Source organism: Pantoea sp. CTOTU49201, from assembly GCF_032054795.1.
GTDB lineage: Bacteria > Pseudomonadota > Gammaproteobacteria > Enterobacterales > Enterobacteriaceae > Pantoea > Pantoea symbiotica.
Genome location: NZ_DAMBSA010000019.1, coordinates 1 through 23,114, shown reverse-complemented (window position 1 = coordinate 23,114; position 23,114 = coordinate 1). Strand labels below are relative to the sequence as shown.

Genomic DNA, 23,114 nt, shown 5'->3' with positions numbered 1-23,114 from the left:
ATCGATAATGTCCGATTGCGGCTGTGGCAGCGGCGCAGCGTTATTCCAGTAAATCGCTGAGCAGTCGAACGGCATGTAAGCGTAGCTGCGATTGCTTTGATAATTGCCCGGCACCGAACACATGCCGGTGCCGGCCACTTTCAGGCTGTCGCCGATGTGCAGCGGCAGCGCATTCAGTTTATCCACGCTATTCACTTCGATGCTCTCGGTACCTTTCACCCACGCAAGGCTGAGCTTGATCGGCATGCTAAGAGGAATCCAGGTGAACAGCATCACCAGCACCAGCAGCGAACCGCATGCCAGTACCAGATTTTTACGCCAGCGCTGCACCGGGAAGTTACGCACTTCATCCTGCAGCGACAGAAAACGGCCCTGACGTACCACCTGACGATTGAGATACATCTCGACGTCGGTGGTCTGCCCTAAATCATGCGCGACATACGGCTGCCAGTGTGCGGGATAGATTAAATCGATAATGCCCAGCGAGATGTTGCTCTGCTCCTGATTGGATTCACCAAACAGGCCCCAGCGCTTGGGCGCGCCGCGCAGGCAATGCACATCACGTAAGCCTTTGGCGCTAGGGAAGCGATAGAGGAACCACAGGCTAACCGCAATCATCAGGCAGCCGAGCAGGGCAATCCAGCCCATCAGGCTGCCGGGCAGCACCAGACTCAGGAAAAACAGCAGGAACGCGAAACAGATGGCAACCGCTTCGCGCGTGCCGTCGGCGCGTGACAGTTGATACTCTTCCGAGGTCTCTTTGCGTACCTGCAGCAGCTCAACGTTTTCGCTCTCTTCTTTGCGAATCGACGCGTTGGTGGATATCGGACGCACCAGCGGCGGCAGCGCCGGTTGTTCCACGGCGTAATTCACCAGCGAATGGCCGTTGAGTGAAATCACCAGCGGCAGCGTTTGCGTGCGGATCAGCTCTACGTAGTTCTCTTCGGCGATGTACTGTTCCCACAGCGGCGGCAGATGCACTTCGACTTCGTCGAGATAGTAGCGCCATTTCTGCGGATCGTCGGTAGAGAGGCCGTAGCGGGTGATGGAGCGGGTGACAGGATAAACATTGTTGCTTTGCGCGGTGAGCGTCAGCGCTTCAGGTTCGCGCGACTTCTTTGCCGAGCGTGCGCTGCTGTGTTGCTGCTGTTTGGCGATGAGCGCGATGTACTTTTCAACAGCGGTGCGTTCTTCGTCGGTGAGCTTGCGATTAGGCGGACTGATAAACGGCAGTGGTTTCGCCAACGGCGGACGATGCCGCATAGCGTACCAATAGCCGATACCTGCTAAGAGGGAACAGGCGAGCATGACAGCCAGAATGACAATATAAGTGCTCATGCTTTGCTCAATCCAGCCAAAAAACTGCCTTCACGTTAACGATTTACTCCCGGTGAATCCATCAATACAAGTCAATTTTGGCGAGCAGATGTCATTCTGACAAGGGAAAAGTCAGATAAAATAACGCGCAAAATCATTTAATTATAGTTTGTTAGATTATTCCTCAACGGGATGTTAACCAGACATGACTCAATTAAATATCGGTATTTTCTGAATTTAACAATACACCGTTGACTTATTGTGAATTTTTAACTGCATAGATAACAAGAAGTTGTTAGCAGCCGTAAGTGAATGTGTGTCACCATAGTTTACTTACGCTGCGTGTCGCACAATAGTTCTGGCTTCGGTATGCTGGCGTCATCACGTTTCACAGGGTTGTGCTAAGTTTGAGGCTGATATGAAAACCCCAATGAAAAAACCTGACATCCTCAATGTGGCAGCGGTGGCCCGCTCCCGCCTGTTCACTATCGAAGCGGTCGATCTCGCTTTCAGCAATGGCGCGCGCCGCGTCTATGAACGCATGAAACCTTCCGATCGTGAAGCGGTGATGATTGTGCCGATTATTGGCGATGACGTGATCCTGATTCAGGAGTACGCCGTCGGTCTGGAAAGTTACGAACTGGGCTTTCCAAAAGGGCTGATCGATCCTGGCGAAAGCGCCTTTGAAGCGGCCGATCGTGAACTGAAAGAAGAAGCGGGATTTGGCGCCACTAAACTTGAAGCGCTGGGCAAGCTGACCATGGCGCCCTCTTACTTCTCCAGCAAGATGAACATTGTGGTGGCGGAAGGGTTGTACGAAGAGAAGCTGGAAGGCGATGAGCCGGAGCCGTTGATCGTCCATCGCTGGCCGCTGAATAATCTGCTGGCGCTGCTGGATGAACCCGACTTCCGCGAAGCGCGTAACGTCAGCGCACTGTTTATGGTACGCGAGTGGCTGGTGAAGCAGGGCCGTTTAAGCTACTAAATCGCATCATCATATAAAAAAGAAAGCCGGCAAATTTGCCGGCTTTTTTGATCAGAACAGTTCGTGGCTTTGGCCGTTGTCCATGATGGTGGTGCCCACATCATGCACCGAATACTCCGTCGGCTGCGTGCCGTTGATGAAGTACTCCTGACGCGAGTTGCCGCCATTGGCCAGCTTGCCGGTGCCGCGATCGATGTTAACGGTGACCACGCCATCTGGCGGTGTCAGCGGCTGCACCGGCACGCCTTCCAGCGCGGATTTCATATAGTCATCCCACGCTGGCTGCGCACTCTTCGCGCCGCCCTCGTAACCGGAGATCTGATCCGGAATCGCGCCGGACATGGTTGAGCGACCCAGCGCGCGTGAATCATCGAAACCAATCCACACCGACGTCACCACGCCCGGACCGTAACCGGAGAACCACGCATCTTTTGAGCTGTTGGTAGTACCGGTTTTTCCGCCGATATCGTTACGCTTCAGGTCACGACCGGCACGCCAGCCCGTTCCCATCCAGCCCGGCTCGCCGAAGATGTTGGTGTTCAGCGCGCTCTTGATCAGGAATGACAGCGGCGTGTTGATCACGTGCGGGGCATACTGCTGTTCGCCACCCGGCTGCGGCTGGGCAGGAACTTGCTCCAGCTCCGGCTGCGGCACGGTTTGGTTCTGCGATTGATCGGAAGTCGCGACATTCTCGACGCTCTCTTCGTTCAGCGCGACCGACTTTTTGGTATCGCCATAGATCACCGGCAAGTTGCACTGCGGACAGGCAATTTTCGGTTTCTCTTCAAAGATCACGCCGCCTTGCTCGTTCTCAATCTTGGTGATGAAGTACGGATCAACCAGGAAGCCGCCGTTCGCCATCACCGCGTAGCCGCGTACTACCTGCATTGGGGTAAAGGACGCCGCGCCTAAGGCTAACGATTCGGTATGCACGATGTTCTGCGCCGGGAAGCCGAAACGCTGCAGATATTCCGCCGCGTAATCCACGCCCATCGCACGCATCGCACGCACCATCACCACGTTTTTCGACTCGCCTAAGCCCTGACGCAAACGGATTGGACCCGCATAAGTAGGCGGTGAGTTCTTCGGACGCCAGTCAGCACCCGCACCGGCATCCCAGCGCGAAATCGGCACGTCATTGAGAATCGATGCCAGGGTTAAACCGCGATCCATTGCTGCGGTATACAGGAATGGCTTGATGTTGGAGCCCACCTGGCGCAGCGCCTGGGTCGCGCGGTTGAACATGCTCTGGTTGAAGTCGAAACCGCCGACCAGCGCACGCACCGCACCATCTTCTGGATTGAGTGACACCAGCGCGGAGTTCACCGCCGGAACCTGGCCGAGCCACCAATCGTCATTCACTTTGCGCACCCAAATCTGCTGGCCGGATTGCAGCACCTGCGTCACGCTACGTGGCGTTGGGCCTTGCAGCGTGTCAGATTTGTAAGCACGCGCCCAGCGCACGCCCGCCATATTCAGCGTGACGCTGCTGCCATCTTTCAGCATTGCCGTGGCTTGATCGGCGCTGGCGCTGGTGATCACCGCAGCATTCAGCGGTCCGTAAGTCGGCAGATTTTTTAGCGCGTTCTGGATGCGGGTTTGATCCCAGCTCGCTTCGCCCACTTTCCACAGCACGTTAGTCGGGCCGCGATAGCCGTGGCGCATGTCGTACGCCATCACATTGTTTCGCACCGCCTGCTGTGCCGCTTCCTGCAGATGACGAGTGACGGTGGTGTAAACCTTGTAGCCATCTTCATAAGCGCTGTCGCCGTAACGTTTCACCATCTCCTGACGCACCATTTCACTTAAGTAAGGTGCAGAGAAGGCGATTTCCGGGCCGTGATAGCTGGCCGCCAGCGGCGTGTTGCGCGCATCGTTATATTGCTGCTGCGTGATGTAGTTTTGGTCCAGCATACGCGCCAGCACCACATTACGACGCGCCAGCGCACGCGTATGAGAATAGAGCGGGTTGAAGGTCGAAGGGGCTTTCGGCAATCCAGCAATCATCGCCATTTCACTCAGCGACAGTTGATCAATAGGTTTACCAAAGTAGACCTGCGCCGCCGCGCCCACGCCGTACGCACGATAGCCGAGATAAATCTTGTTGAGATAGAGCTCAAGAATTTCATCTTTGCTCAGCAGCTGTTCGATACGGATCGCGAGGAACGCTTCCTTAATCTTACGCATCAAAGTGCGTTCCGGGCTGAGGAAGAAGTTACGCGCCAACTGCTGAGTAATGGTACTGGCGCCCTGCGAGGCGTGACCGGACATCAGCGCAATGCTGGCTGCACGGAAAATCCCCACCGGATCGACACCGTGATGCTCGTAGAAACGGCTATCTTCGGTGGCAATAAACGCTTTGATTAACTCAGGCGGCATCTGTTGTAGGGTCAGCGGGACACGGCGCTTCTCGCCGTATTGGGCGATCAGGTCGCCATCCGCGCTGTAAACCTGCATAGGAGTTTGCAGGCGCACATCTTTCAATGTGTTCACATCAGGCAGCTGCGGCTCTATGTATTTGTACAAACCATAAACCGTGCCGGCTCCCAGCAAAATGCAACACACTGCAAGGATCAATAAATACTTTACGAACTTCACCTGAGAATTCCCATCTGTTGTCGTTTGAGCAGTTTATAAGCAACCGCGCGGTAGTATAAAGACAAGCCTGACGCTTTGATATACCCGCAATAATTGAAGTTGGCCGGGTATTGGAGCTCATTACCTTCAATGATAAGGAGATCATGCGTATGGCTTTTCAGCGCTGGCAAATTGGACTGGACATCCAAAACGGGCAACTGTGCGCCCTTGGCATCGAACGTCGACGTCATGGTTGGCAGTTGCGACACTGGTGGCAACAAACGCTGCCGCAAGATACGTTAAGAAACGGCGTGCTGCAAACCACGCCTGCGTTACTGGATATGTTAGGGCGCTGGCAGCGCCATCTGCCGAAACGCTATTCACTGCGCGTTGGCCTGCCGCCGCAGTTGGTATTGCAACGCACTTTGCCCATGCCGGAAACCTCGCTGCGTGAGCCCGCGCTGGGGCGCTATGTGGCGGCTTCCGCACAGCGCCTGTTTCCCGTCGAGCCCGCTTCGCTGTCGCTGGATTATCGATCGCCGGGCAAAGATTCTTCGCTGTGCGTCACCGCCGCGCGGCGTGAGGTGATTGCACAATGGCTGACGCCGCTCAAGCAGGCCGGTCTGCGCCCGGACGTGTTCGAACTGAGCAGCCTGGCGCTGACGCAGATCGCCATGCGGCTGCCGTTACGCCACAACCAGTTATTGATTCATCCGCTCAGCGATCACTGGCTGTGGACGCTGGCGGGCGAAAGCACCACTTCAGGCGCGGCCACCGAACCTCTCAACCTCGCGCAATTACGCGAGACCTTCCCGCAGATGGAAAACGTGTTATGCACTTCAAACCAGGTTTTGCCCGAGGAGCAGGTCAAACGCTGCAAGCCGTTTTCGCTGCTGCACTATCTGCAACCGCCGCTGCCTGCACAAGAAGGTATTTTCGCCATCGCGCTTGGGCTGGCGCTGCGACCGGAGGATATCTGATGCTGGCGGTAAACCTGCTTCCCTGGCGCATCCAGCAATCGCAGCGGCGGCGCCAGCAGAGCATCTCGCTGCTCTTACTTACGCTGGCGGTGACTTTGCTCATCCTCTCATTACTGTGGTGGCGCGGTGTCAGTGCACGGCAGCAACAGACGGAAGCGCTGATGGAAATCACTTATCTCCTAAATGCGCTGCAGCAACAGCTGGAAAAGCAGCAATCGCTGTTGAAGCTGCGTGAATCACTGTTTCAGGCGCAGCAGGAACAGCTGCAGCGGCAAGAGCAGCATCAGCGCTGGCAGCATTTTTGGCAGCAACTGCCGCAGTTAATGCCTGACACTTTGTGGCTGAATCGCCTCGAACGCCGGCAAGGGCAATTGGTGCTGGAGGGGCAGGCGCAGAGCATGGCGGCGGTCAGTGATTTTCGTCATCAGCTGATCACCCAGCCGCTGTTCAGCAGCGTAAAGCAGGGCAGTGTAAAGCGCGAGACGGGTGGCGACTATCGCTTTGCTTTGCATGCGCGGGTGCAGGAGGCGACAGATGAATGAACTCCTGCAGCGCTGGCTGATGCTAACGCTGCCGCTGCGTATGGTTTGGCTGCTGATGTTATCGCTGCTGCTTTTTGCGCTGACGTGGATTGTGCTGCTTCGTCCGCAGCAGCAGATGCGTGAAGGGCAGGCACGGCAGCTGGAACAGATGCGGCAACAGCAGCAACAGCGGCTAAAACAGCTGGCTTCACTTCCGGCGATTGATGCCTTGCAGCTCGAGATTAGCCAGCTTCAGCAACCCAAGAAGGATGCAGACGCTCAGCAAACGCTGGAGCGAATCGTGGCGGCGCGCGGTAATCAGCTGGAAGCCTGGCATCCGGATAGCCAGCCGCAACAGCTGCAGTTAAGGCTGATCTGGCCGCAATTTCTGCCGCTGTTTAGCGAATTAGCCAACACCCAATTACCGGTGCCACAACGCTTTCAGCTGCAAGCCGAGCAGGGCGTATTGAACACGCAACTTTGGCTGGAGAGTGACGATGCGGAGTAGCGCATTGCTGTTATTGCTCTGCAGCTCGCTGGCGCTGGCGCGCGACCCTTTCCAGCCGCTGGCAGAAACGCTGTGTCAGACGCAGGTTGCTGCTCCAGAAGGCTGGCGTTTGCAGGGCATTATTGGCAGGGCGCCGCATTACGTGGCGTGGCTGGTGTCGCCACAAGGCAAAAGTCATCGGCTGAATGATCAAGCGCCTTTTCCGCAGTCGCCCTGGCAAGTCGTGCAGCTTACGTCGCGCACGCTGGTGTTGAGTGCAGCGCAAAGCTGCACGCCACAGCAAATCACATGGGTAATAAAAGGAGGTTTTTATGAAATGGATGACGTTACTGATGCTGCTGTGTCTGAGCATGCCGCTGCGCGCTAATGACGATCGCTTAAGCCTGACGTTTGATGATGCGCCGGTTGAACGTATTTTGCAGGCGCTGGCCGATTATCAACAGACCAACCTGCTGATCGCGCCGGGCGTTGAAGGCCGGTTGTCGCTGCGCTTAGACAATGTTGGCTGGGATCGCGCGCTCGCGCTGGTTACACAGCTGGCAAAACTCACCGTGGTGCGGGAAGAGGGCGTTTTGCTGGTCTACCCGGAAAGCTGGCAACAGCTGCAGGTGCAACAGGAAAAGGAGGAACGCGAGGAGGAGAAGCAGCAAACGCCGCTGGAGCAACAAACCGTGACGCTGCATTACGCCAGCGCCAGTGATATTTATCGTAGCCTGCAAGCCGAGCGTTCGTTGATGACGTCGCGCGGCAGCGTCACGGTCGATAGCCGCACCAACAGTTTGCTGCTGCGCGATACGGCCGAAGCGCTACGTGACACCGAACGCTGGTTAAAAGCGTTGGATTTACCGCTCGAGCAGGTTGAGCTCACCGCGCACATCGTCACCATCAATGAAGAGCATCTGCGCGAGCTGGGCGTGAACTGGGGCACGTCACCGGCCGAAGTGGTGACGCAGGCGCTACGCAACCCGTTGCTTGAGATTCCACTGGCGGTGAGCAATCCGGCGTTTCGCGCTGGCGTGACGTTGGGCCAGGTCAGCGGCGAATTGCTCAACCTCGAGCTGAGCGCACTGGAGCAGGAGAACCAAATCGAAATCATCGCCAGTCCGCGCTTATTTACCTCGCATCAGCAAACCGCCAGCATCAAGCAGGGCACGGAAATCCCTTATGAGGTGAAATCAGGCAACAGCGGTGCGACGGCCATTGAATTTAAGGAAGCGGTTTTAGGCATGGAGGTGACGCCAGTGGTGCTGGGAAATGGCCGCATCCAGCTCAAATTGCGGCTGAGCCAGAACTTGCCGGGACGCAGTCTGAACATTGGTGACAATCAGGTGCTGAGTATTGATAAGCAGGAGATCGAGACTCAGGTAACATTGCGCGATGGCGAAACCTTAGCGTTGGGCGGCATTTTCCAGCAGCAGCGTTCGCAGAGTGAAAAACGTGTGCCTGGGCTTGGCGATCTGCCATTACTGGGCAATTTGTTCCGTCAGCAAACCGATGAGCAGAAGAAAAAGGAGCTGGTTATCTTTATTACTCCCCGACTGGTCAGGGAAGCAGCGCTTACTGCCGGATAAAGCGGAAAATTCGCTCTGTGAGGCCAACTGCGTTGACGCAGGGCTGGAATTAGCTTACAAGGTTTAGCGATTTTCAAAACGGTGTAACGGAACGCGGCAGAATAACCTTCCGAATGACGTTGGTCACAAGCGATACTGACGTCAAAAGAAATATCGCCAAAATAATTCGAGCTTCAGTAAGACGTTAAATGAGTGAATGCACTGTGCTTACATCGGTAAGCGATGACAGTGGATGACCCCGGCCAGCGTGCCTGTAGCACGAAATATAGCGGATTAGCGGAGGTGCGTTACCGTCTCGCGAACCACAGACCGGTCCTGTTAAGAGGTCGCCGGGGGCAATTTATTCGGTTGCCAAACGGCCATGAGTGTTGAGATAATTTTCCGTCTGACTCTTGTTAACGCTCATGAGGTCTCAGTTCCTGTCCCGCCAGCTAAGCTGAACGCGGGGTATCATCAACGAATTCTTAGTAATACCGATAAAATGGCAGAGAAACGCAATATCTTTCTGGTTGGGCCGATGGGTGCCGGCAAAAGCACTATTGGTCGTCAGTTGGCTCAGCAACTCAATATGGAATTTTTCGATTCCGATCAGGAAATTGAGCGACGCACCGGAGCGGATGTAGGCTGGGTATTTGATGTGGAAGGCGAAGAAGGCTTCCGCGATCGTGAAGAAAAGATCATTAATGAGCTGACCGAGAAGCAAGGCATTGTCCTCGCGACCGGTGGCGGCTCAGTCAAATCCCGCGAGACCCGTAATCGTCTCTCCGCCCGCGGTGTGGTCGTATACCTTGAAACCACCATCGAAAAGCAACTTGCTCGAACCCAGCGTGATAAAAAGCGTCCGCTGTTGCAGGTTGAATCACCGCCGCGCGAAGTACTGGAAGCGCTCGCAGGTGAACGTAATCCGCTTTATGAAGAGATCGCTGATGTCACTATTCGCACTGACGATCAAAGTGCAAAAGTGGTGGCCAATCAGATCATTAACATGCTGGAAAAGAACTAATCCAGCGCCCTGAGGGCTCAGCAATAGGTATCGGTCATCATGGAGAAGATCACTGTCTCACTCGGGGATCGCAGTTACCCCATCACCATTGCTGCCGGACTGTTTAACGATCCGGCTTCTTTTTGGCCGCTCAAAGCAGGCGACAATGCCATGCTGGTGACAAACCAGACACTGGCGCCTATCTATCTTGAATCTCTGTCAGCGCTGCTCAGCAATGCCGGCATTAAGGTAGATCAGGTCATTTTGCCTGATGGTGAGCAGTACAAAACGCTGGCGGTCATGGACGAGGTATTCACCGCGCTGCTGAAAAAGCCGCACGGGCGTGATACCACGTTGATTGCACTCGGTGGTGGCGTGATTGGTGACTTGACCGGCTTTGCTGCAGCCAGCTATCAGCGTGGTGTGCGCTTTATTCAAGTGCCGACCACGTTGTTGTCTCAGGTTGACTCCTCCGTCGGTGGAAAAACCGCGGTCAACCATCCACTCGGCAAAAACATGATTGGGGCGTTTTATCAGCCCGCATCTGTCGTGGTGGATACTCATTGCCTGGCCACCCTGCCACCGCGCGAATTAGCGTCCGGTCTGGCGGAAGTGATCAAATACGGCATTATCCTTGATGGCGAATTCTTCCAGTGGCTGGAGCAGAACCTTGATGCTCTGCTGGCGCTGGATGAAAAAGCCCTGGCTTACTGCATCCGTCGCTGCTGCGAGCTAAAAGCAGAAGTGGTTGCGGCTGATGAACGCGAAACTGGCGTACGTGCACTGCTCAATCTGGGCCATACTTTTGGTCATGCGATTGAAGCGCACATGGGCTACGGCAACTGGCTGCACGGCGAAGCGGTGTCGGCTGGCATGGTGATGGCCGCACGTACCGCGGAACGTTTAGGGCAGTTCACCTCTGCTGAAACCGATCGCATTATCGCGCTGCTGCTGCGTGCTGGTTTGCCTGTCCATGGCCCGGCGAGCATGGCGGCGGAAGATTATTTGCCACACATGATGCGCGATAAGAAAGTGCTGGCGGGCGAACTGCGTCTGGTGCTGCCTCTCGCTATTGGCCGCTCTGAAGTGCGTGGCGGTGTGGCACATGATATGGTGCTGGCAGCAATCAACGATTGCCAGAAACCCTGATTATTAGAAGTGAGTGGTGATGCGGCGTGTGGGAAGCGCGTCGTTTTACGGAGGAGGCTAAATGGATGAGTTCAAACCGGAAGACGAGTTAAAACCTGACGCCAGTGACCGCCGTCCGACGCGGCCACGCAAATCGTCTTCTGCGCCGAAAGTGAAAGTACCGGTTTCCCGTCAACATATGATGATGGGCATTGGTATTTTGGTTCTGCTGTTGGTGGTGCTGGGGATTGGTTCAGCATTAACCGGCCCAGACGAGAAGAAACCTGCAACCAATACCGCAAATAACGGCGCGGTACCTTCTGCTGGTGGCAGCGAAAAGAACATCGACCTTTCGGGATCGACGTCCATGAGCGGCCAGCAAAACGCCACGCCTTCTGCTGATGGCAGCGCACCGCAAAACACAGCGGGCACAGCTGCACCAGCGGGCAGCGACGGCCAATCCATCTCGATGCCATCAGTCTCCTCTACGCCGACGCAAGCTGCACCTGTGGATACGCCAGCCAACCAGCAGCGTGTCACGCTGCCGGGCGATCTCAATACTGCGCTGAACAATCAGCAAGGTTCTGTTGATGCCGCAGCACAAGGCGCGCAGGGTAATAGCTCGCTGCCAACCGCGCCGGCCACGGTCAGCGGCAACGGTAAAGCGATTACGCCGCCAGCCATGCGTTCAGAAACCCCAGCGCGCACCAGCAACAACGGTACACGCGAGACGCACGCGTCGACGCCGCATAAAACACCGGCCGCCACCAAACCGGCACCCGTGAAAGAGAACAACACCCGCACCACCGCGACGCGTAATTCCGCGCCTGCCAGTTCGAGCGGTGCCAGCAAATCGCTGCCATCGGGCGGAAACTACACGCTGCAGTTGAGCGGTGCGTCGAAAGAAGAGAGCCTGAACGCCTGGGCGAGAAAACAGAACCTGAGCGGTTATCACGTGTATAAAACCACGCGTAACGGCGAGCCTTGGTATGTGTTGGTGAGCGGCGCTTACGCCACGCCAGCCGATGCGAAACGCGCCGTGGCATCGCTGCCAGCGGAAGTGCGTGCAGCCAATCCGTGGGTAAAACCGCTTAGCCAGGTGAAGAAAGAAAGTCAGTAATGAGATGTGGGGCCGCAAACATGCGGCCCCGTTTAAAGCGCAGAGCTGCTGTCGGTTCCACCACAGCCAATAATTAAGATGTAATAACCACGACAGCATGAAAAAAAATCGCGCTTTCCTGAAATGGGCCGGAGGAAAATACCCGCTCCTTGATGACATCCGTCGTCACTTGCCACAAGGTGATTGTCTAATCGAACCCTTTGTCGGCGCCGGTTCCGTGTTCCTCAACACCGATTATGACCGCTATCACCTGGCGGACATCAACGGTGATCTCATCAATCTGTATAACATCGTCAAAACGCGTACTGCGGCTTTCATAGAAGACGCGCGTCAGCTCTTCAACGCTGAAGGCAACACGGCAGAAACCTACTACGCGCAGCGCATCGCTTTTAATGCGAGCAAAGATGAATATCAGCGCGCGGTGCTGTTCCTGTATCTCAATCGCCACGGTTATAACGGTCTTTGCCGCTACAATTTGCGCGGTGAGTTTAACGTGCCATTTGGTCGTTATCGCAAGCCGTACTTCCCGGAAGCGGAGCTATTATGGTTTGCCGAACGGGCGCAAAAAGCGACCTTTGTCTGTGAATCGTACGATGTTACTCTGAACAACGCCGTTGCAGGCTCAGTGGTTTATTGCGATCCGCCGTATGCACCGCTTTCGGCGACAGCGAATTTTACCGCTTACCACACCAACAGTTTTAGTCTGCGCGAGCAGCAGCATCTGGCGGAACTGGCCAATAAGCTGGCGCAGCAAAACCGCATCCCGGTACTGATTTCAAATCACGATACGCTGCTCACGCGTGAGTGGTATCAGAATGCGGATTTACACGTAGTCAAAGCCCGGCGTTCCATCAGCCGAAGCATAAGTGGTCGCACTCAGGTCGACGAACTGCTGGCGCTTTTCCGCTAGCCTGTTTCGTCCGCGACCAAGGCATTACGCCAGCTCAGGCTGGCGCACAAAATTGGGAGAATCGGATGAAACAATTTTTACTGGCCCCTTCAATTCTGGCTGCTGACTTCGCGCGTTTGGGTGAAGACACAGCTAAAGCGCTGGCGGCAGGTGGTGATGTGGTCCATTTCGATGTGATGGATAACCACTACGTTCCCAATCTGACGATGGGGCCGATGGTGCTGAAAGCGCTGCGCGATTACGGCATCACTGCACCTATTGATGTGCATCTGATGGTTAAACCTGTGGATGCATTGATCCCGGAATTCGCTAAAGCAGGCGCCACCTTCATCACTTTCCACCCGGAAGCCAGCGAGCATGTTGATCGCACGCTGCAGCTGATCAAAGAGCACGGTTGCAAAGCGGGTCTGGTATTCAACCCTGCGACGCCGCTCGACTACCTCGATTATGTGATGGATAAGCTGGATATCATTCTGCTGATGTCGGTGAACCCTGGCTTCGGCGGTCAATCCTTCATTCCCGGTACGCTCGACAAACTGCGTCAGGCGCGTCGCCTGATTGATGAGAGTGGCTACAACATTCGTCTGGAAGTGGATGGCGGCGTGAAGATCGATAACATCGGCCAGATTGCTGCCGCCGGTGCCGATATGTTTGTGGCCGGTTCGGCGATCTTCGGTCATCCGGATTACAAAAAAGTGATCGATGAGATGCGTGGCGAACTGGAGAAAGTTAATGGCTCATTTCACTGATATCCGCGCGCTGGCGTTTGATCTCGACGGTACGCTGGTTGATAGCGCGCCCGGTTTGTCACAAGCCATCGATCATGCCTTGAGCGATCTGCAGCTGCCGCCGCCGGGTTTAGCATTGGCTTCTACCTGGATTGGTAATGGCGCCGACGTGATGATGACCCGCGCGCTGACCTGGGCGCTGGGACGTGAGCCGCATGCCGAAGAGCAACGCGACGCGCGTGCGCTGTTTGATAAGTATTATGCGCAAACGGTGGAAGCGGGCAGCACGCTGTTCCCGCAGGTGAAAGAGACGCTGGCGGCCTTGCAGGTGAAAGGCCTGCCGCTGGCGATCGTCACCAACAAGCCTACGCCGTTTGTGGCACCGCTGTTGAAGTCGCTCGGGATTGCCGAGTACTTCACGCAGATTATCGGCGGTGACGACGTGATTGTGAAAAAGCCCCATCCAGCGGCCATTTTCCTCGTCCTCGGCCATTTTGGCGTGCTTCCGGGACAATTGCTGTTTGTCGGCGATTCCCGCAATGATATTCTCGCGGCCCAGGCGGCAGGCGTACCGAACATCGGTATGACATTTGGCTACAACTACGGTGAGCCGATTGCGATAAGCCAGCCCGATTTAACTCTCGACTCTTTTGACGAACTTTTGCCCGCTATCGGGCTGTGATTATCAGGACATAACATGAGCAAACCCATCGTTTTCAGCGGCGCCCAGCCTTCCGGTGAACTGACCATTGGCAACTATATGGGTGCGCTGCGTCAGTGGGTGCAGATGCAGGATGATTTCCACTGCATTTACTGCATCGTCGATCTGCACGCCATCACCGTACGTCAGGATCCAACCGCGCTGCGTAAGGCCACGCTGGATACCTTAGCGCTCTATCTTGCCTGCGGCATCGACCCGGCGAAAAGCACCATCTTTGTTCAGTCGCACGTGCCAGAGCATGCGCAGCTGAGCTGGGTGCTGAACTGCTACGCCTATTTCGGCGAGCTGAGCCGCATGACGCAGTTCAAAGATAAATCCGCGCGCTACTCGGAAAACATCACCGCAGGCCTGTTTGATTATCCGGTGCTGATGGCGGCCGATATCCTGCTGTATCAAACCAATCAGGTGCCGGTTGGCGAAGATCAGAAGCAGCATCTGGAGCTGAGCCGCGATATCGCCCAGCGTTTCAATGCGCTGTATGGCGATGTGTTCAAAGTGCCTGAGCCGTTCATTCCGAAATCGGGTGCACGCGTGATGTCGCTGCTTGAGCCGACCAAGAAAATGTCCAAGTCAGACGACAACCGTAACAACGTGATTGGTCTGCTGGAAGACACCAAAGCGGTGGTGAAGAAGATCAAACGCGCGGTGACTGATTCCGCTGAGCCGCCAGTGGTACGTTATGACGTCAAAGAGAAGGCCGGCGTTTCTAATCTACTGGATATCCTCGCGGGCGTGACCGGTAAAAGCATTGCGCAGTTGGAACAAGAGTTCGAAGGCAAAATGTACGGCCACCTGAAAGGCGAAGTGGCTGAAGCGGTTTCAGGCATGCTGACCGAACTGCAGGAGCGTTATCATCGTTTCCGTAACGACGAAGAGCTGCTGAATCAGGTGATGCGTGATGGCGCAGCGAAAGCCCGCGCCCATGCGCAGGAAACGCTGAAGAAAGTGTACGAAGCGGTAGGCTTTGTCGCACAGCCGTAAGCGGCTAGCGGGATAGAACAGAACGGCGGGTCATTTTACCCGCCGTTTTTTATTTGATGCGATGTAACGCCAGTTCCGCGCCATCCCAGAACAAGCGGGCGTTACCGTCAGCCAGCACGCTGATCACCGCGCCTGGCGCCGGTCCCCAAGCCTGGTTGCCACAGCTCACATTGAAGCCATAACGGAAGGTGAAATCACGATCCTGGCCCGCGCCATTGGCGGCGCTGAGACGCGGTTTACCGTTGCAGTTATCGACAGAAGGATTGATGCTGCGCTCGTCAGTACCGCGCGTCCAGGTTATCGCATTCGGCTTAAACGCCACGCGCGCGCCCATAAACTGCGGATCATTGTTGATATACAGTTGGCCGACTTCCTTCTTAGGCGTTACCGCCACCACTTGCCATTCACCCACCACGTTCGACCAGGTAACGGGTGCAGCGGTAGCAACCGCGCTCAACGGCAATAACAACGCGCAAACCAGTGAAGCAACGCGCATGGAAACTCCTTATTGATGAGAAAGATGGCCTGTAGTCTGGCGACAAAGCGCAGCGCTGTACAGTTTTTTGCCGTGTCAGAACCAGCGTAACTGTGAACGCAGTTCCACTACGCGACCAACAATAATCAGAGCCGGACTGGCAAACTGCTGCGCCAGCGTGGCCAGTTCCGCCAGGGTTGCGGTCTCTACGCGCTGCTGCGGCGTGGTGCCATTCTGCACAATCGCTACCGGCATCGCAGCATCCATGCCGTACTGTAACAGCTGCTGCTGGATTTCCGGCGCCTGCGCCAGCCCCATGTAGAACACCAGCGTTTGCTGTTCTGCGGCCAGCTTGCGCCATTCAATTTCGCCGTGCTGCTGCAAATGGCCGGTGACGAAACGCACGCTCTGCGCATGATCGCGATGCGTCAGCGGAATGCCGCTGTAAGCGGAGCAGCCCGAGGCGGCGGTGATGCCCGGTACCACGCTAAACGGGATGTTGTGCTGCGCCAGCAGTTCCAGCTCTTCACCACCGCGGCCAAAGATAAAAGGATCGCCGCCTTTTAGTCGTACCACGCGCTTGCCGCTCTGCGCCTGCTCAAGTAAAACCTGGTTGATCTGCGATTGCGGTACGCAGTGATTGCCGGCTTGTTTGCCGACAAAGATGCGCTCCGCATCGCGGCGGACCAGATTGAGAATCGGCTCGGAGACTAAGCGGTCATACACCACCACATCGGCCTGCTGGATGTGCTGCAAGCCTTTCAGCGTCAACAGCCCCGCATCGCCCGGCCCGGCGCCCACCAGCACCACTTCGCCTTGCTGCGACAGCGGCGCATCGAACAAGGTTTCGACGATGTGTTCCGCGTGTGGTCGATCGCCATTCGCCAGGGTTTGTGCCAAACGATCGCTGACGAAGAAGCGCTCCCAGAAAGCACGCCGCTGCGCCATGCTGTTAAAGGTACGTTTGACGCGACTGCGCAGCGATCCAGCCAGTGAAGCTAACTCACCAAGATGCTGTGGCAGCATCGCTTCGAGTTTTTCGCGCAGTAAACGCGCCAGCACCGGCGCGCGACCGCCAGACGACACGGCAATCATCAGCGGCGAACGATCGACAATCGATGGCATTATCGCGCTGGCTTCCTGCGGTGCATCCACCAGATTGCAGAAGACGCGACGCAACTCCGCCGCATCACCAACCTGCTGATTAACCGCATCATCATCGGTGGCGGCAATCACCAGCCAACACTCTTCGAGCCAGCGCTCATCAAACGCGCCGGGTAATAAGGTCACCTTTCCCTGTTGTGCCCACTGCTGAAAAGCAGGGGAGAAATCCAGCGCGCCAACCTGCAAATCGGCACCGGCGGCCAGCAGCAAACGCGCTTTGCGTTCTGCTACATCGCCACCGCCAACCAGCAAACAGCGTTTGCCTTGCAGGCGGCAAAACAGCGGAAAGTAGTCCATAGCTCATCCTGAAAAAAGCCCGCGCAAGGCGGGCTGAAAAAGTGTTATGCCGTTTTGAGCGGCGCGGCTTGCGCTTCGGCCTGCGGGCGCTGCGCCTGCGGTGTGGCGTACCAATAACCGAGGCCCATCAGCACCATGCCGGAGAACATATTGCCCAGCGTCACCCACAGCAAGTTGTGGCCGATGCCGCTCATTGTGAAGTCCGCATTATGCTGACCAAACCACGACAGCGCAAAGACCGTCATGTTGGCAATAGAGTGTTCATAGCCGGAAGCGATGAACGCCAGCAAACACCACCAGATGGCGATGAACTTCGCCGTTCCCTCGGTGCGCACTGCCATCCAAATCGCCAGACAAACCAGCCAGTTACACAGCGCACCTTTAAAGAACAGCGCCATGGCGGTCTGCGTGGTTTTCGCCAGCGCCGCGCTGTGCAGCAGCGATCCGGCATTCGGCAGTAACGGACCCGCCGCATAGTAATAAATCAGCGCGACCAATACCGAACCGACAAGATTACCGAGCCAGGTTTGCGGCAGCACGCACCACATCTGACCTTGCTTGATGCTGCCCGCTTTTACGCCGATGGTCAGGAACATGGTGTGACCGGTGAACAGCTCAGAACCGGCGATGATCACCAGCGTTAAGGCGATACCGAATGTCGCGCCCATTAGAAGCGGACGATAAGCCGGTTCGACCAGATTGCCGAGCGTGAAGATCAGGATAATCGCCAGGCCAACATAGGCGCCCGCCATCGCCGAGCTGATCCAGAAGGCCAGCGGGCTGTGCTGCATGGTACGCACAATGCGCGCCGCGTTGGCGGCGCATTTATTCAGGGTGTCAGTAAACATAGTGACGTCTCATAAAGTGAAGGAATGCTGTCAGGCGCAGATCTCGACCTTGCCATCGCTAACGCGCACCGGATAGCTCGCCACCGAGCGCGCTTCGTCTTCCAGACAAAGGCCATCGCTTAGACGGAAGCGCTGTTTCTTCAGTGGACTTGCCACCCACAGCGCCTGCTGGTGCTCCGCAATCAGGCCGCGTGACAACACGCTGGCCTGGGCGAAAGGATCGATATTGCTTAAGGCGTAGAGTTGCTCATCGTCATGCGGACGAAAGATAGCAATCTGCTGGCCGTTGATCAGCGCGCATACGCCGGTCGCAGGCAGGATTTGGCTAAGTTCACATACCGAATGCCACTGGCTCATGCGTCGATCTCCTCAATCAGAGTGACCGCAATGCGCTCGGCAGGTTGCGCCGGACGATGCTGATCGCGTTGGTTGATATGCTGCACCAGCGGATCGCGCCGATCGCTGTTGATAAAGGTGCTGAAGTGCGACTGTTGCTGTGGATTTTGCACCGTTGCGGTCCACTCACATTCCACCGCCGCACGCAGACGCGCCAGTTCCGTTTCCAGCTGGGTATTCAGGCCGAGTTTGTCATCGATAATCACGCTGCGCAGATAATCAATGCCGCCGTCCATGCTTTCCAGCCACAGCGAGGTGCGCTGCAAGCGGTCGCCGGTGCGGATGTAGAACATCATAAAGCGGTCGAGGTAGCGCAGCAGCGTATCGCGATCGAGATCGGCGGCCAGCAAATCGGCGTGACGTGGCTTCATGCCGCCGTTGCCGCATACGTACAGGTTCCAACCTTTCTCGGTGGCGATGATGCCAACGTCTTTGCCCTGCGCTTCGGCGCATTCACGCGTGCAGCCGGAGACGCCAAACTTCATCTTGTGCGGGGTGCGAATGCCTTTGTAGCGATGCTCCAGCTCAATGCCGAAGCCGAGGCTGTCGCCCACGCCAAAGCGGCACCAGACGCTGCCGACGCAGGTTTTCGCCATGCGCAGCGCTTTGGCATACGCTTGTCCGGTTTCAAAACCGGCATCAATCAGCTGCGTCCAGATAGCGGGCAGATCGTCGCGCTGCGCGCCAAATAGGCCAATACGCTGCGAGCCGGTGATTTTGGTGTAGAGATTGTACTGGCGCGCCACGGCGCCAATCGCCATCAATCCTTCCGGCGTGATTTCGCCACCGGCCGAACGTGGGATCACCGAGTAAGTGCCGTCTTTCTGGATATTACCGAGGAACAGATCGTTGCTGTCCTGCAGCGGCGCGAGCTGAGGTTTCAGCACATATTCATTCCAGCAGGAAGCCAGCAACGAACCGACCGTTGGTTTACACACTTCGCAGCCGTAGCCCTGACCATATTTCGCCAGCAGCGCGTCGAACGATGTGATCTCTTCCACGCGAATCAGGTGATACAGCTCCTGACGCGAGTAAGGGAAGTGCGCGCACAAATGATTGTTGACCTCGATGCCCTGACGACTCAATTCAGCGTTCAGTACCTGAGTAATCAACGGAATGCAGCCACCGCAGCCGGTTCCGGCGCGGGTTTCAGTTTTCAGCGCCGCGATGGTGTGGCAACCGCCTTGCACCGCTTTGACGATATCGCCTTTGCTGACGTCGAAGCAGGAGCAGATTTGCGCGCTGTCCGGCAGCGCATCAGCGCCCATCACCGGCTTCTCGCCGCTGCCTGCGGGCAGGATCAGCAAGGCCGGATTTTCCGGTAACGTGATGTTATTCAGCGCCAGCTGCAGCAGATTGCCGTAATCGCTGGTATCACCGACCAGCACTGCGCCGAGCAGCGTGCGGTTATCTTCGCTAACGATTAGGCGCTTATAGATATTTTTCTGCTCGTCGAGCCACACGAAGCTGCGCGCGCCCGGCGTGCGGCCATGCGCATCACCAATGCCACCGACATCAACGCCCAGCAGTTTCAGCTTGGCGCTCATATCCGCGCCGGCAAACGCGTTATCGCGGCCAACCAGCCGGTCGCTGGCAACCTGCGCCATTTTGTAGCCCGGCGCGACTAAACCATAAATACGGTTCTGCCAGGCGGCGCACTCACCAATCGCAAAGATGTGTGCATCACTGGTTTGGCAGCTATCGTCAATGGCGATGCCGCCGCGTGCGCCAAGCTGCAGGCCGCACTGTTTAGCCAGCTTGTCCTGCGGGCGAATGCCGGTGGAGAAGACGATGAAATCGACATCCAGCGCGCTGCCGTCAGCAAACTCCAGCGTTTTACCGCCTTGTGGATGATGGACGATCTGCTGGGTGTTTTTGCCGGTGTGAACGCGCACGCCCATCTGCTCAATCTTACGGCGCAGTTGCTCGCCGCCTTGAGGATCAAGCTGTTCCGCCATCAGCACCGGCGCGAACTCAATGACGTGGGTTTCGACGCCGAGATTTTTCAGTGCGCCTGCTGCTTCCAGCCCTAGCAGGCCGCCGCCAATCACCGCGCCGCGTTTGCTGCGACGTGAACAGGCTTCAATGGCGTTGAGATCTTCAATGGTGCGATAGACATAGCAATCGCTGCCGTCCGCGCCTGTGATTGGCGGAATCCACGGATAAGAGCCGGTGGCGAAAATCAGCGTGTCGTAATGCACCGCGCGACCGGTATTCGAGTGAATCAGTTTTTCGTCGCGATTGATGGTGATGGCGCGTTCGCCGAGCAGCAGCTTTACCTGATGCTTTTCGTAATAACCTTCGCGAACCAGCGAGAGCTCTTCGGCGGTGTGATGGGAAAAATAGGCGGAAAGGTGGACGCGGTCATAGGCGACGCGGGGTTCTTCACAGAAAACGGTTATCGCAAACTCACTGGATTGATCTTTGTCGATAAGTTCTTCTATAAAGCGGTGGCCGACCATGCCGTTGCCAATAATAACGACACTGTGCTTGCTCATGCTTGCCTCAAAAATTGCGGTATCTGCGGCTACCTTAGCGCGGCGCTTTTGGCGCTTATTGATGTACATCAAGTGCGCCCTTATATACCTATTTTGAGGTATGTAACTGATTTTGAACGAATTAGTTAAGTGGCTTATTTGGTTGATTATTGTTCTGGTTGCCATAAATGGCGTAAGGCGCGTCAGTTAAGCGTTTTTCGGTCACCATAAATGGCGACCCTACAAAGGATTGGTGCGTTTTTCGTAGGGTGCGCATTCATGCGCACCTGCATACATATGCAAATTAATGCTTAATTGAGCGGCATTACGTCATACGCGCAAGCCTACGTTGGTTTCCCTTTTTCATGCTAGCTTTAGGTTTTGTGTTTTACAGGAGTACGGCATGGCAAACCCGTCACTGAAGTGGATCAACAACCTGCGCTTAGCGGGCCAGCAGGGCTTGTGGCAGATCGAAATCGATAACGGCAAGATTGCGCAGATTCGCCCGCAACCGCCGCAAACTGCAGCACAGCCGGACGCGCTGGATGCGCAGGGCGGACTGGCGAGCGCACCATTTATCGAGCCGCATATTCATCTCGACACCACGCAAACCGCTGGCGAACCTGGGTGGAACCAATCCGGCACGCTGTTTGAAGGCATCGAACGCTGGGCGGAGCGCAAAGCGTTGTTGAGCCATGACGATGTGAAACAGCGCGCGCAGCAAACCCTGAAGTGGCAAATCGCCAACGGTATTCAGCATGTGCGTACTCACGTGGATGTCTCCGATCCCACGCTCACCGCGTTAAAAGCGATGCTGGAAGTGAAAGCGGAAATGGCGCCGTGGATCGACATCCAGATTGTGGCGTTTCCGCAGGAAGGGATTCTCTCTTATCCCAACGGCGAAGCCTTGCTGGAAGAGGCGCTGCGCATGGGCGCGGATGTGGTGGGCGCGATTCCGCACTACGAATTCACCCGCGAATATGGCGTGGAGTCGCTGCATAAAACCTTTGCGCTGGCTAATCGCTACGATCGGCTGGTGGATGTGCACTGCGACGAGATCGACGATGAGCAGTCGCGTTTTGTGGAAACCGTGGCGGCGCTGGCGCACCGTGATGGCAACGGCGAGCGCGTCACCGCCAGCCACACCACGGCGATGCATTCATACAATAATGCCTACACGTCGCGGCTGTTCCGTCTGCTTAAGCTCTCAAAAATCAACTTTGTTGCCAATCCGCTGGTGAATATCCACCTGCAAGGGCGCTTTGATAGCTATCCGAAACGTCGTGGTATCACGCGGGTGAAAGAGCTGCTGGAAGCGAACATCAACGTCTGTTTTGGGCACGATGATGTGTTCGATCCCTGGTATCCGCTCGGCACTGCCAGCATGTTGCAGGTACTGCATATGGGATTGCATGTCTGTCAGCTGATGGGCTACGAGCAGATTGATAATGGCTTGCAGCTGATTACAGCGAACAGCGCCAAAACCATGCAGCTGGTGAATTACGGTATTGAGGCAGGTAATGATGCCAGTTTGATTATTCTGCCGGCGGAGAGTGGATTTGATGCGGTGCGGCGTCAGGTGCCGGTGCGTTATTCGCTGCGCAAAGGTGTGTTGGTGGCCGCGACGCAGCCCGCCAGCAGCGAGATCTATTTAGCGGAAAAAGAAGCGGTAACCTTCAAACGTTGAGGAGCAGGGCGGACCGAGATCCGCCCATCAAACTTAGTGCGTTACGTGGCCGTGCTGGCGATGTTTGGTCACAAAGCCGAGCAGAACACACATCACAAACACCACGGCGTACAAACCGTTAGCGGTAGAGAGCGCGGCATGTGCGCCACCTTGCGCCACGATTGGGCCGGTTACTACGAATGTCAGCATGGTGCCGACGGTGCCGCAGGTCAGGATGAAGTTCACCAGCTTCGGTGAAGAGACTTTGGTTTGCAGCGATCCCAGCGTGATGATGGTGGTGTAAATCGCGCTTGAGCTGAAGCCCAGCGTCATGATGATCCAGTGCAGCATGCTGGCGTCTTTAGAGGTGACAAACCAGTACATCAAACCGGTTGCCAGCGCGGCCAGCACCATCAGGATGCGCTGCAGATCGAAGAAGCGCAGCACGAAGCTGAACACCCACATGCCAACCATGTACGCGGTCCAGAAGTTACCCACCAGTTGGCCGGCAGCAGCGATATCCATGCCCATCGATTTGGTGGCGTATTCCGGCACCCATGAAATAAAGCCGAGCTGACCGAGGATGTAGCACAGCGCCGCAATCGACAGGAACAACACGCCGATGCCCCATTTCTCTTTCTCAACGCCTGGCTTAGCCGCTTCGCTTTTCAGCACCGGGAACTCGATGAACAGCGTCAGTACAAAGATGGCGACATAAATGATGCCGATGCAGGCGTAAACCCAATACCACGGCAGCGCGCG

Annotated in this window: 22 protein-coding genes; 14 read left to right on the top strand and 8 right to left on the bottom strand. The window is 56.2% G+C overall.

Annotated features, from left to right (window positions below; all coding sequences use genetic code 11):
- On the bottom strand, positions 1–1,338 hold a 1,338-nt coding region (locus tag RTY00_RS02815; protein WP_312663317.1), incomplete at its 3' end, for an IgaA/UmoB family intracellular growth attenuator.
- Between the two features lie 397 nt (positions 1,339–1,735).
- Between RTY00_RS02815 and nudE the strand changes: the two genes are divergently transcribed.
- A complete protein-coding gene (gene nudE / locus RTY00_RS02810) occupies positions 1,736–2,302 on the top strand; it encodes an ADP compounds hydrolase NudE (RefSeq protein WP_101762674.1) in 567 nt (188 codons plus the stop codon).
- Between the two features lie 51 nt (positions 2,303–2,353).
- Here nudE and mrcA read toward each other — a convergent pair whose 3' ends face one another.
- A complete protein-coding gene (mrcA, locus tag RTY00_RS02805; protein ID WP_312663316.1) occupies positions 2,354–4,900 on the bottom strand; it encodes a peptidoglycan glycosyltransferase/peptidoglycan DD-transpeptidase MrcA in 2,547 nt (848 codons plus the stop codon).
- 149 nt (positions 4,901–5,049) lie between these two features.
- Here mrcA and pilM point away from each other — a divergent pair, with 149 nt between their 5' ends.
- From pilM to trpS, 12 genes are all read left to right on the top strand, one after another.
- Positions 5,050–5,859: a pilus assembly protein PilM gene (gene pilM, locus RTY00_RS02800; protein ID WP_312663318.1), complete on the top strand. Its 810-nt coding sequence runs from the start codon at positions 5,050–5,052 to the stop codon at positions 5,857–5,859.
- Positions 5,859–6,401, top strand: a complete 543-nt coding sequence (locus tag RTY00_RS02795; protein ID WP_312663315.1) for a PilN domain-containing protein — start codon at positions 5,859–5,861, stop codon at positions 6,399–6,401. The genes pilM and RTY00_RS02795 overlap by 1 nt, the downstream gene beginning before the upstream one ends.
- Positions 6,394–6,888 carry a hypothetical protein gene (locus RTY00_RS02790; RefSeq protein WP_312663314.1) on the top strand — a complete coding sequence of 165 codons (495 nt, stop codon included), beginning with the start codon at positions 6,394–6,396 and terminating at the stop codon, positions 6,886–6,888. The genes RTY00_RS02795 and RTY00_RS02790 overlap by 8 nt, the downstream gene beginning before the upstream one ends.
- Positions 6,878–7,255, top strand: coding sequence for a HofP DNA utilization family protein (locus RTY00_RS02785; protein ID WP_312663313.1), 378 nt, complete (start codon positions 6,878–6,880; stop codon positions 7,253–7,255). The genes RTY00_RS02790 and RTY00_RS02785 overlap by 11 nt, the downstream gene beginning before the upstream one ends.
- Positions 7,200–8,459, top strand: coding sequence for a DNA uptake porin HofQ (gene hofQ / locus RTY00_RS02780; protein ID WP_312663312.1), 1,260 nt, complete (start codon positions 7,200–7,202; stop codon positions 8,457–8,459). The genes RTY00_RS02785 and hofQ overlap by 56 nt, the downstream gene beginning before the upstream one ends.
- A 481-nt stretch (positions 8,460–8,940) precedes the next feature.
- Entirely contained in the window at positions 8,941–9,462 is a 522-nt protein-coding gene (gene aroK, locus RTY00_RS02775; RefSeq protein ID WP_008107887.1) for a shikimate kinase AroK, read from the top strand.
- A gap of 39 nt (positions 9,463–9,501) precedes the next feature.
- The gene (aroB, locus tag RTY00_RS02770; RefSeq protein WP_061719729.1) at positions 9,502–10,590 is read left to right on the top strand and encodes a 3-dehydroquinate synthase; all 1,089 of its coding nucleotides are present in this window, start codon (positions 9,502–9,504) and stop codon (positions 10,588–10,590) included.
- Between the two features lie 61 nt (positions 10,591–10,651).
- Positions 10,652–11,689, top strand: coding sequence for an SPOR domain-containing protein (locus RTY00_RS02765; RefSeq protein WP_312663311.1), 1,038 nt, complete (start codon positions 10,652–10,654; stop codon positions 11,687–11,689).
- A gap of 97 nt (positions 11,690–11,786) precedes the next feature.
- On the top strand, positions 11,787–12,599 hold the full coding sequence (dam, locus tag RTY00_RS02760) for an adenine-specific DNA-methyltransferase (RefSeq protein WP_312663310.1): 813 nt from the start codon (positions 11,787–11,789) through the stop codon (positions 12,597–12,599).
- A 65-nt stretch (positions 12,600–12,664) separates the two neighbouring features.
- Positions 12,665–13,348 carry a ribulose-phosphate 3-epimerase gene (gene rpe, locus RTY00_RS02755; protein ID WP_008107883.1) on the top strand — a complete coding sequence of 228 codons (684 nt, stop codon included), beginning with the start codon at positions 12,665–12,667 and terminating at the stop codon, positions 13,346–13,348.
- The gene (locus RTY00_RS02750; protein WP_312663309.1) at positions 13,332–14,009 is read left to right on the top strand and encodes a phosphoglycolate phosphatase; all 678 of its coding nucleotides are present in this window, start codon (positions 13,332–13,334) and stop codon (positions 14,007–14,009) included. The genes rpe and RTY00_RS02750 overlap by 17 nt, the downstream gene beginning before the upstream one ends.
- A 15-nt stretch (positions 14,010–14,024) precedes the next feature.
- Positions 14,025–15,029: a tryptophan--tRNA ligase gene (gene trpS / locus RTY00_RS02745; RefSeq protein WP_154194058.1), complete on the top strand. Its 1,005-nt coding sequence runs from the start codon at positions 14,025–14,027 to the stop codon at positions 15,027–15,029.
- Positions 15,030–15,078: 49 nt separating this feature from the next.
- On the opposite strand, the gene RTY00_RS02740 is transcribed toward trpS, so the two are convergent.
- The 5 genes from RTY00_RS02740 to nirB form a co-directional block, all read right to left on the bottom strand.
- Positions 15,079–15,525, bottom strand: coding sequence for a hypothetical protein (locus tag RTY00_RS02740; protein WP_312663308.1), 447 nt, complete (start codon positions 15,523–15,525; stop codon positions 15,079–15,081).
- A gap of 75 nt (positions 15,526–15,600) precedes the next feature.
- Complete coding sequence (cysG, locus tag RTY00_RS02735) at positions 15,601–16,965, bottom strand: siroheme synthase CysG (protein WP_312663307.1); 1,365 nt, start codon at positions 16,963–16,965, stop codon at positions 15,601–15,603.
- Between the two features lie 44 nt (positions 16,966–17,009).
- Positions 17,010–17,813: a nitrite transporter NirC gene (gene nirC, locus RTY00_RS02730; protein WP_312663306.1), complete on the bottom strand. Its 804-nt coding sequence runs from the start codon at positions 17,811–17,813 to the stop codon at positions 17,010–17,012.
- A 30-nt stretch (positions 17,814–17,843) separates the two neighbouring features.
- On the bottom strand, positions 17,844–18,170 hold the full coding sequence (gene nirD / locus RTY00_RS02725) for a nitrite reductase small subunit NirD (protein ID WP_312663305.1): 327 nt from the start codon (positions 18,168–18,170) through the stop codon (positions 17,844–17,846).
- Entirely contained in the window at positions 18,167–20,707 is a 2,541-nt protein-coding gene (nirB, locus tag RTY00_RS02720; RefSeq protein WP_312663304.1) for a nitrite reductase large subunit NirB, read from the bottom strand. Before nirB ends, nirD begins: the two co-directional genes overlap by 4 nt.
- Positions 20,708–21,089: 382 nt before the next feature.
- Between nirB and RTY00_RS02715 the strand changes: the two genes are divergently transcribed.
- On the top strand, positions 21,090–22,373 hold the full coding sequence (locus RTY00_RS02715; RefSeq protein ID WP_312663303.1) for a cytosine deaminase: 1,284 nt from the start codon (positions 21,090–21,092) through the stop codon (positions 22,371–22,373).
- 33 nt (positions 22,374–22,406) lie between these two features.
- On the opposite strand, the gene tsgA is transcribed toward RTY00_RS02715, so the two are convergent.
- Positions 22,407–23,114, bottom strand: a 708-nt coding sequence (tsgA, locus tag RTY00_RS02710) for an MFS transporter TsgA (RefSeq protein ID WP_312663302.1), incomplete at its 5' end; no start/stop codon positions are given.

Bases quoted from the DNA above. Each gene is read 5' to 3' on its own strand.
- nudE (WP_101762674.1), top strand. From the start codon at position 1,736: ATGAAAACCCCAATGAAAAAACCTGACATCCTCAATGTGGCAGCGGTG.
- pilM (WP_312663318.1), top strand. From the start codon at position 5,050: ATGGCTTTTCAGCGCTGGCAAATTGGACTGGACATCCAAAACGGGCAA.
- RTY00_RS02795 (WP_312663315.1), top strand. From the start codon at position 5,859: ATGCTGGCGGTAAACCTGCTTCCCTGGCGCATCCAGCAATCGCAGCGG.
- RTY00_RS02790 (WP_312663314.1), top strand. From the start codon at position 6,394: ATGAATGAACTCCTGCAGCGCTGGCTGATGCTAACGCTGCCGCTGCGT.
- RTY00_RS02785 (WP_312663313.1), top strand. From the start codon at position 6,878: ATGCGGAGTAGCGCATTGCTGTTATTGCTCTGCAGCTCGCTGGCGCTG.
- hofQ (WP_312663312.1), top strand. From the start codon at position 7,200: ATGAAATGGATGACGTTACTGATGCTGCTGTGTCTGAGCATGCCGCTG.
- aroK (WP_008107887.1), top strand. From the start codon at position 8,941: ATGGCAGAGAAACGCAATATCTTTCTGGTTGGGCCGATGGGTGCCGGC.
- aroB (WP_061719729.1), top strand. From the start codon at position 9,502: ATGGAGAAGATCACTGTCTCACTCGGGGATCGCAGTTACCCCATCACC.
- RTY00_RS02765 (WP_312663311.1), top strand. From the start codon at position 10,652: ATGGATGAGTTCAAACCGGAAGACGAGTTAAAACCTGACGCCAGTGAC.
- dam (WP_312663310.1), top strand. From the start codon at position 11,787: ATGAAAAAAAATCGCGCTTTCCTGAAATGGGCCGGAGGAAAATACCCG.
- rpe (WP_008107883.1), top strand. From the start codon at position 12,665: ATGAAACAATTTTTACTGGCCCCTTCAATTCTGGCTGCTGACTTCGCG.
- RTY00_RS02750 (WP_312663309.1), top strand. From the start codon at position 13,332: ATGGCTCATTTCACTGATATCCGCGCGCTGGCGTTTGATCTCGACGGT.
- trpS (WP_154194058.1), top strand. From the start codon at position 14,025: ATGAGCAAACCCATCGTTTTCAGCGGCGCCCAGCCTTCCGGTGAACTG.
- RTY00_RS02740 (WP_312663308.1), bottom strand. From the start codon at position 15,525: ATGCGCGTTGCTTCACTGGTTTGCGCGTTGTTATTGCCGTTGAGCGCG.
- cysG (WP_312663307.1), bottom strand. From the start codon at position 16,965: ATGGACTACTTTCCGCTGTTTTGCCGCCTGCAAGGCAAACGCTGTTTG.
- nirC (WP_312663306.1), bottom strand. From the start codon at position 17,813: ATGTTTACTGACACCCTGAATAAATGCGCCGCCAACGCGGCGCGCATT.
- nirD (WP_312663305.1), bottom strand. From the start codon at position 18,170: ATGAGCCAGTGGCATTCGGTATGTGAACTTAGCCAAATCCTGCCTGCG.
- nirB (WP_312663304.1), bottom strand. From the start codon at position 20,707: ATGAGCAAGCACAGTGTCGTTATTATTGGCAACGGCATGGTCGGCCAC.
- RTY00_RS02715 (WP_312663303.1), top strand. From the start codon at position 21,090: ATGGCAAACCCGTCACTGAAGTGGATCAACAACCTGCGCTTAGCGGGC.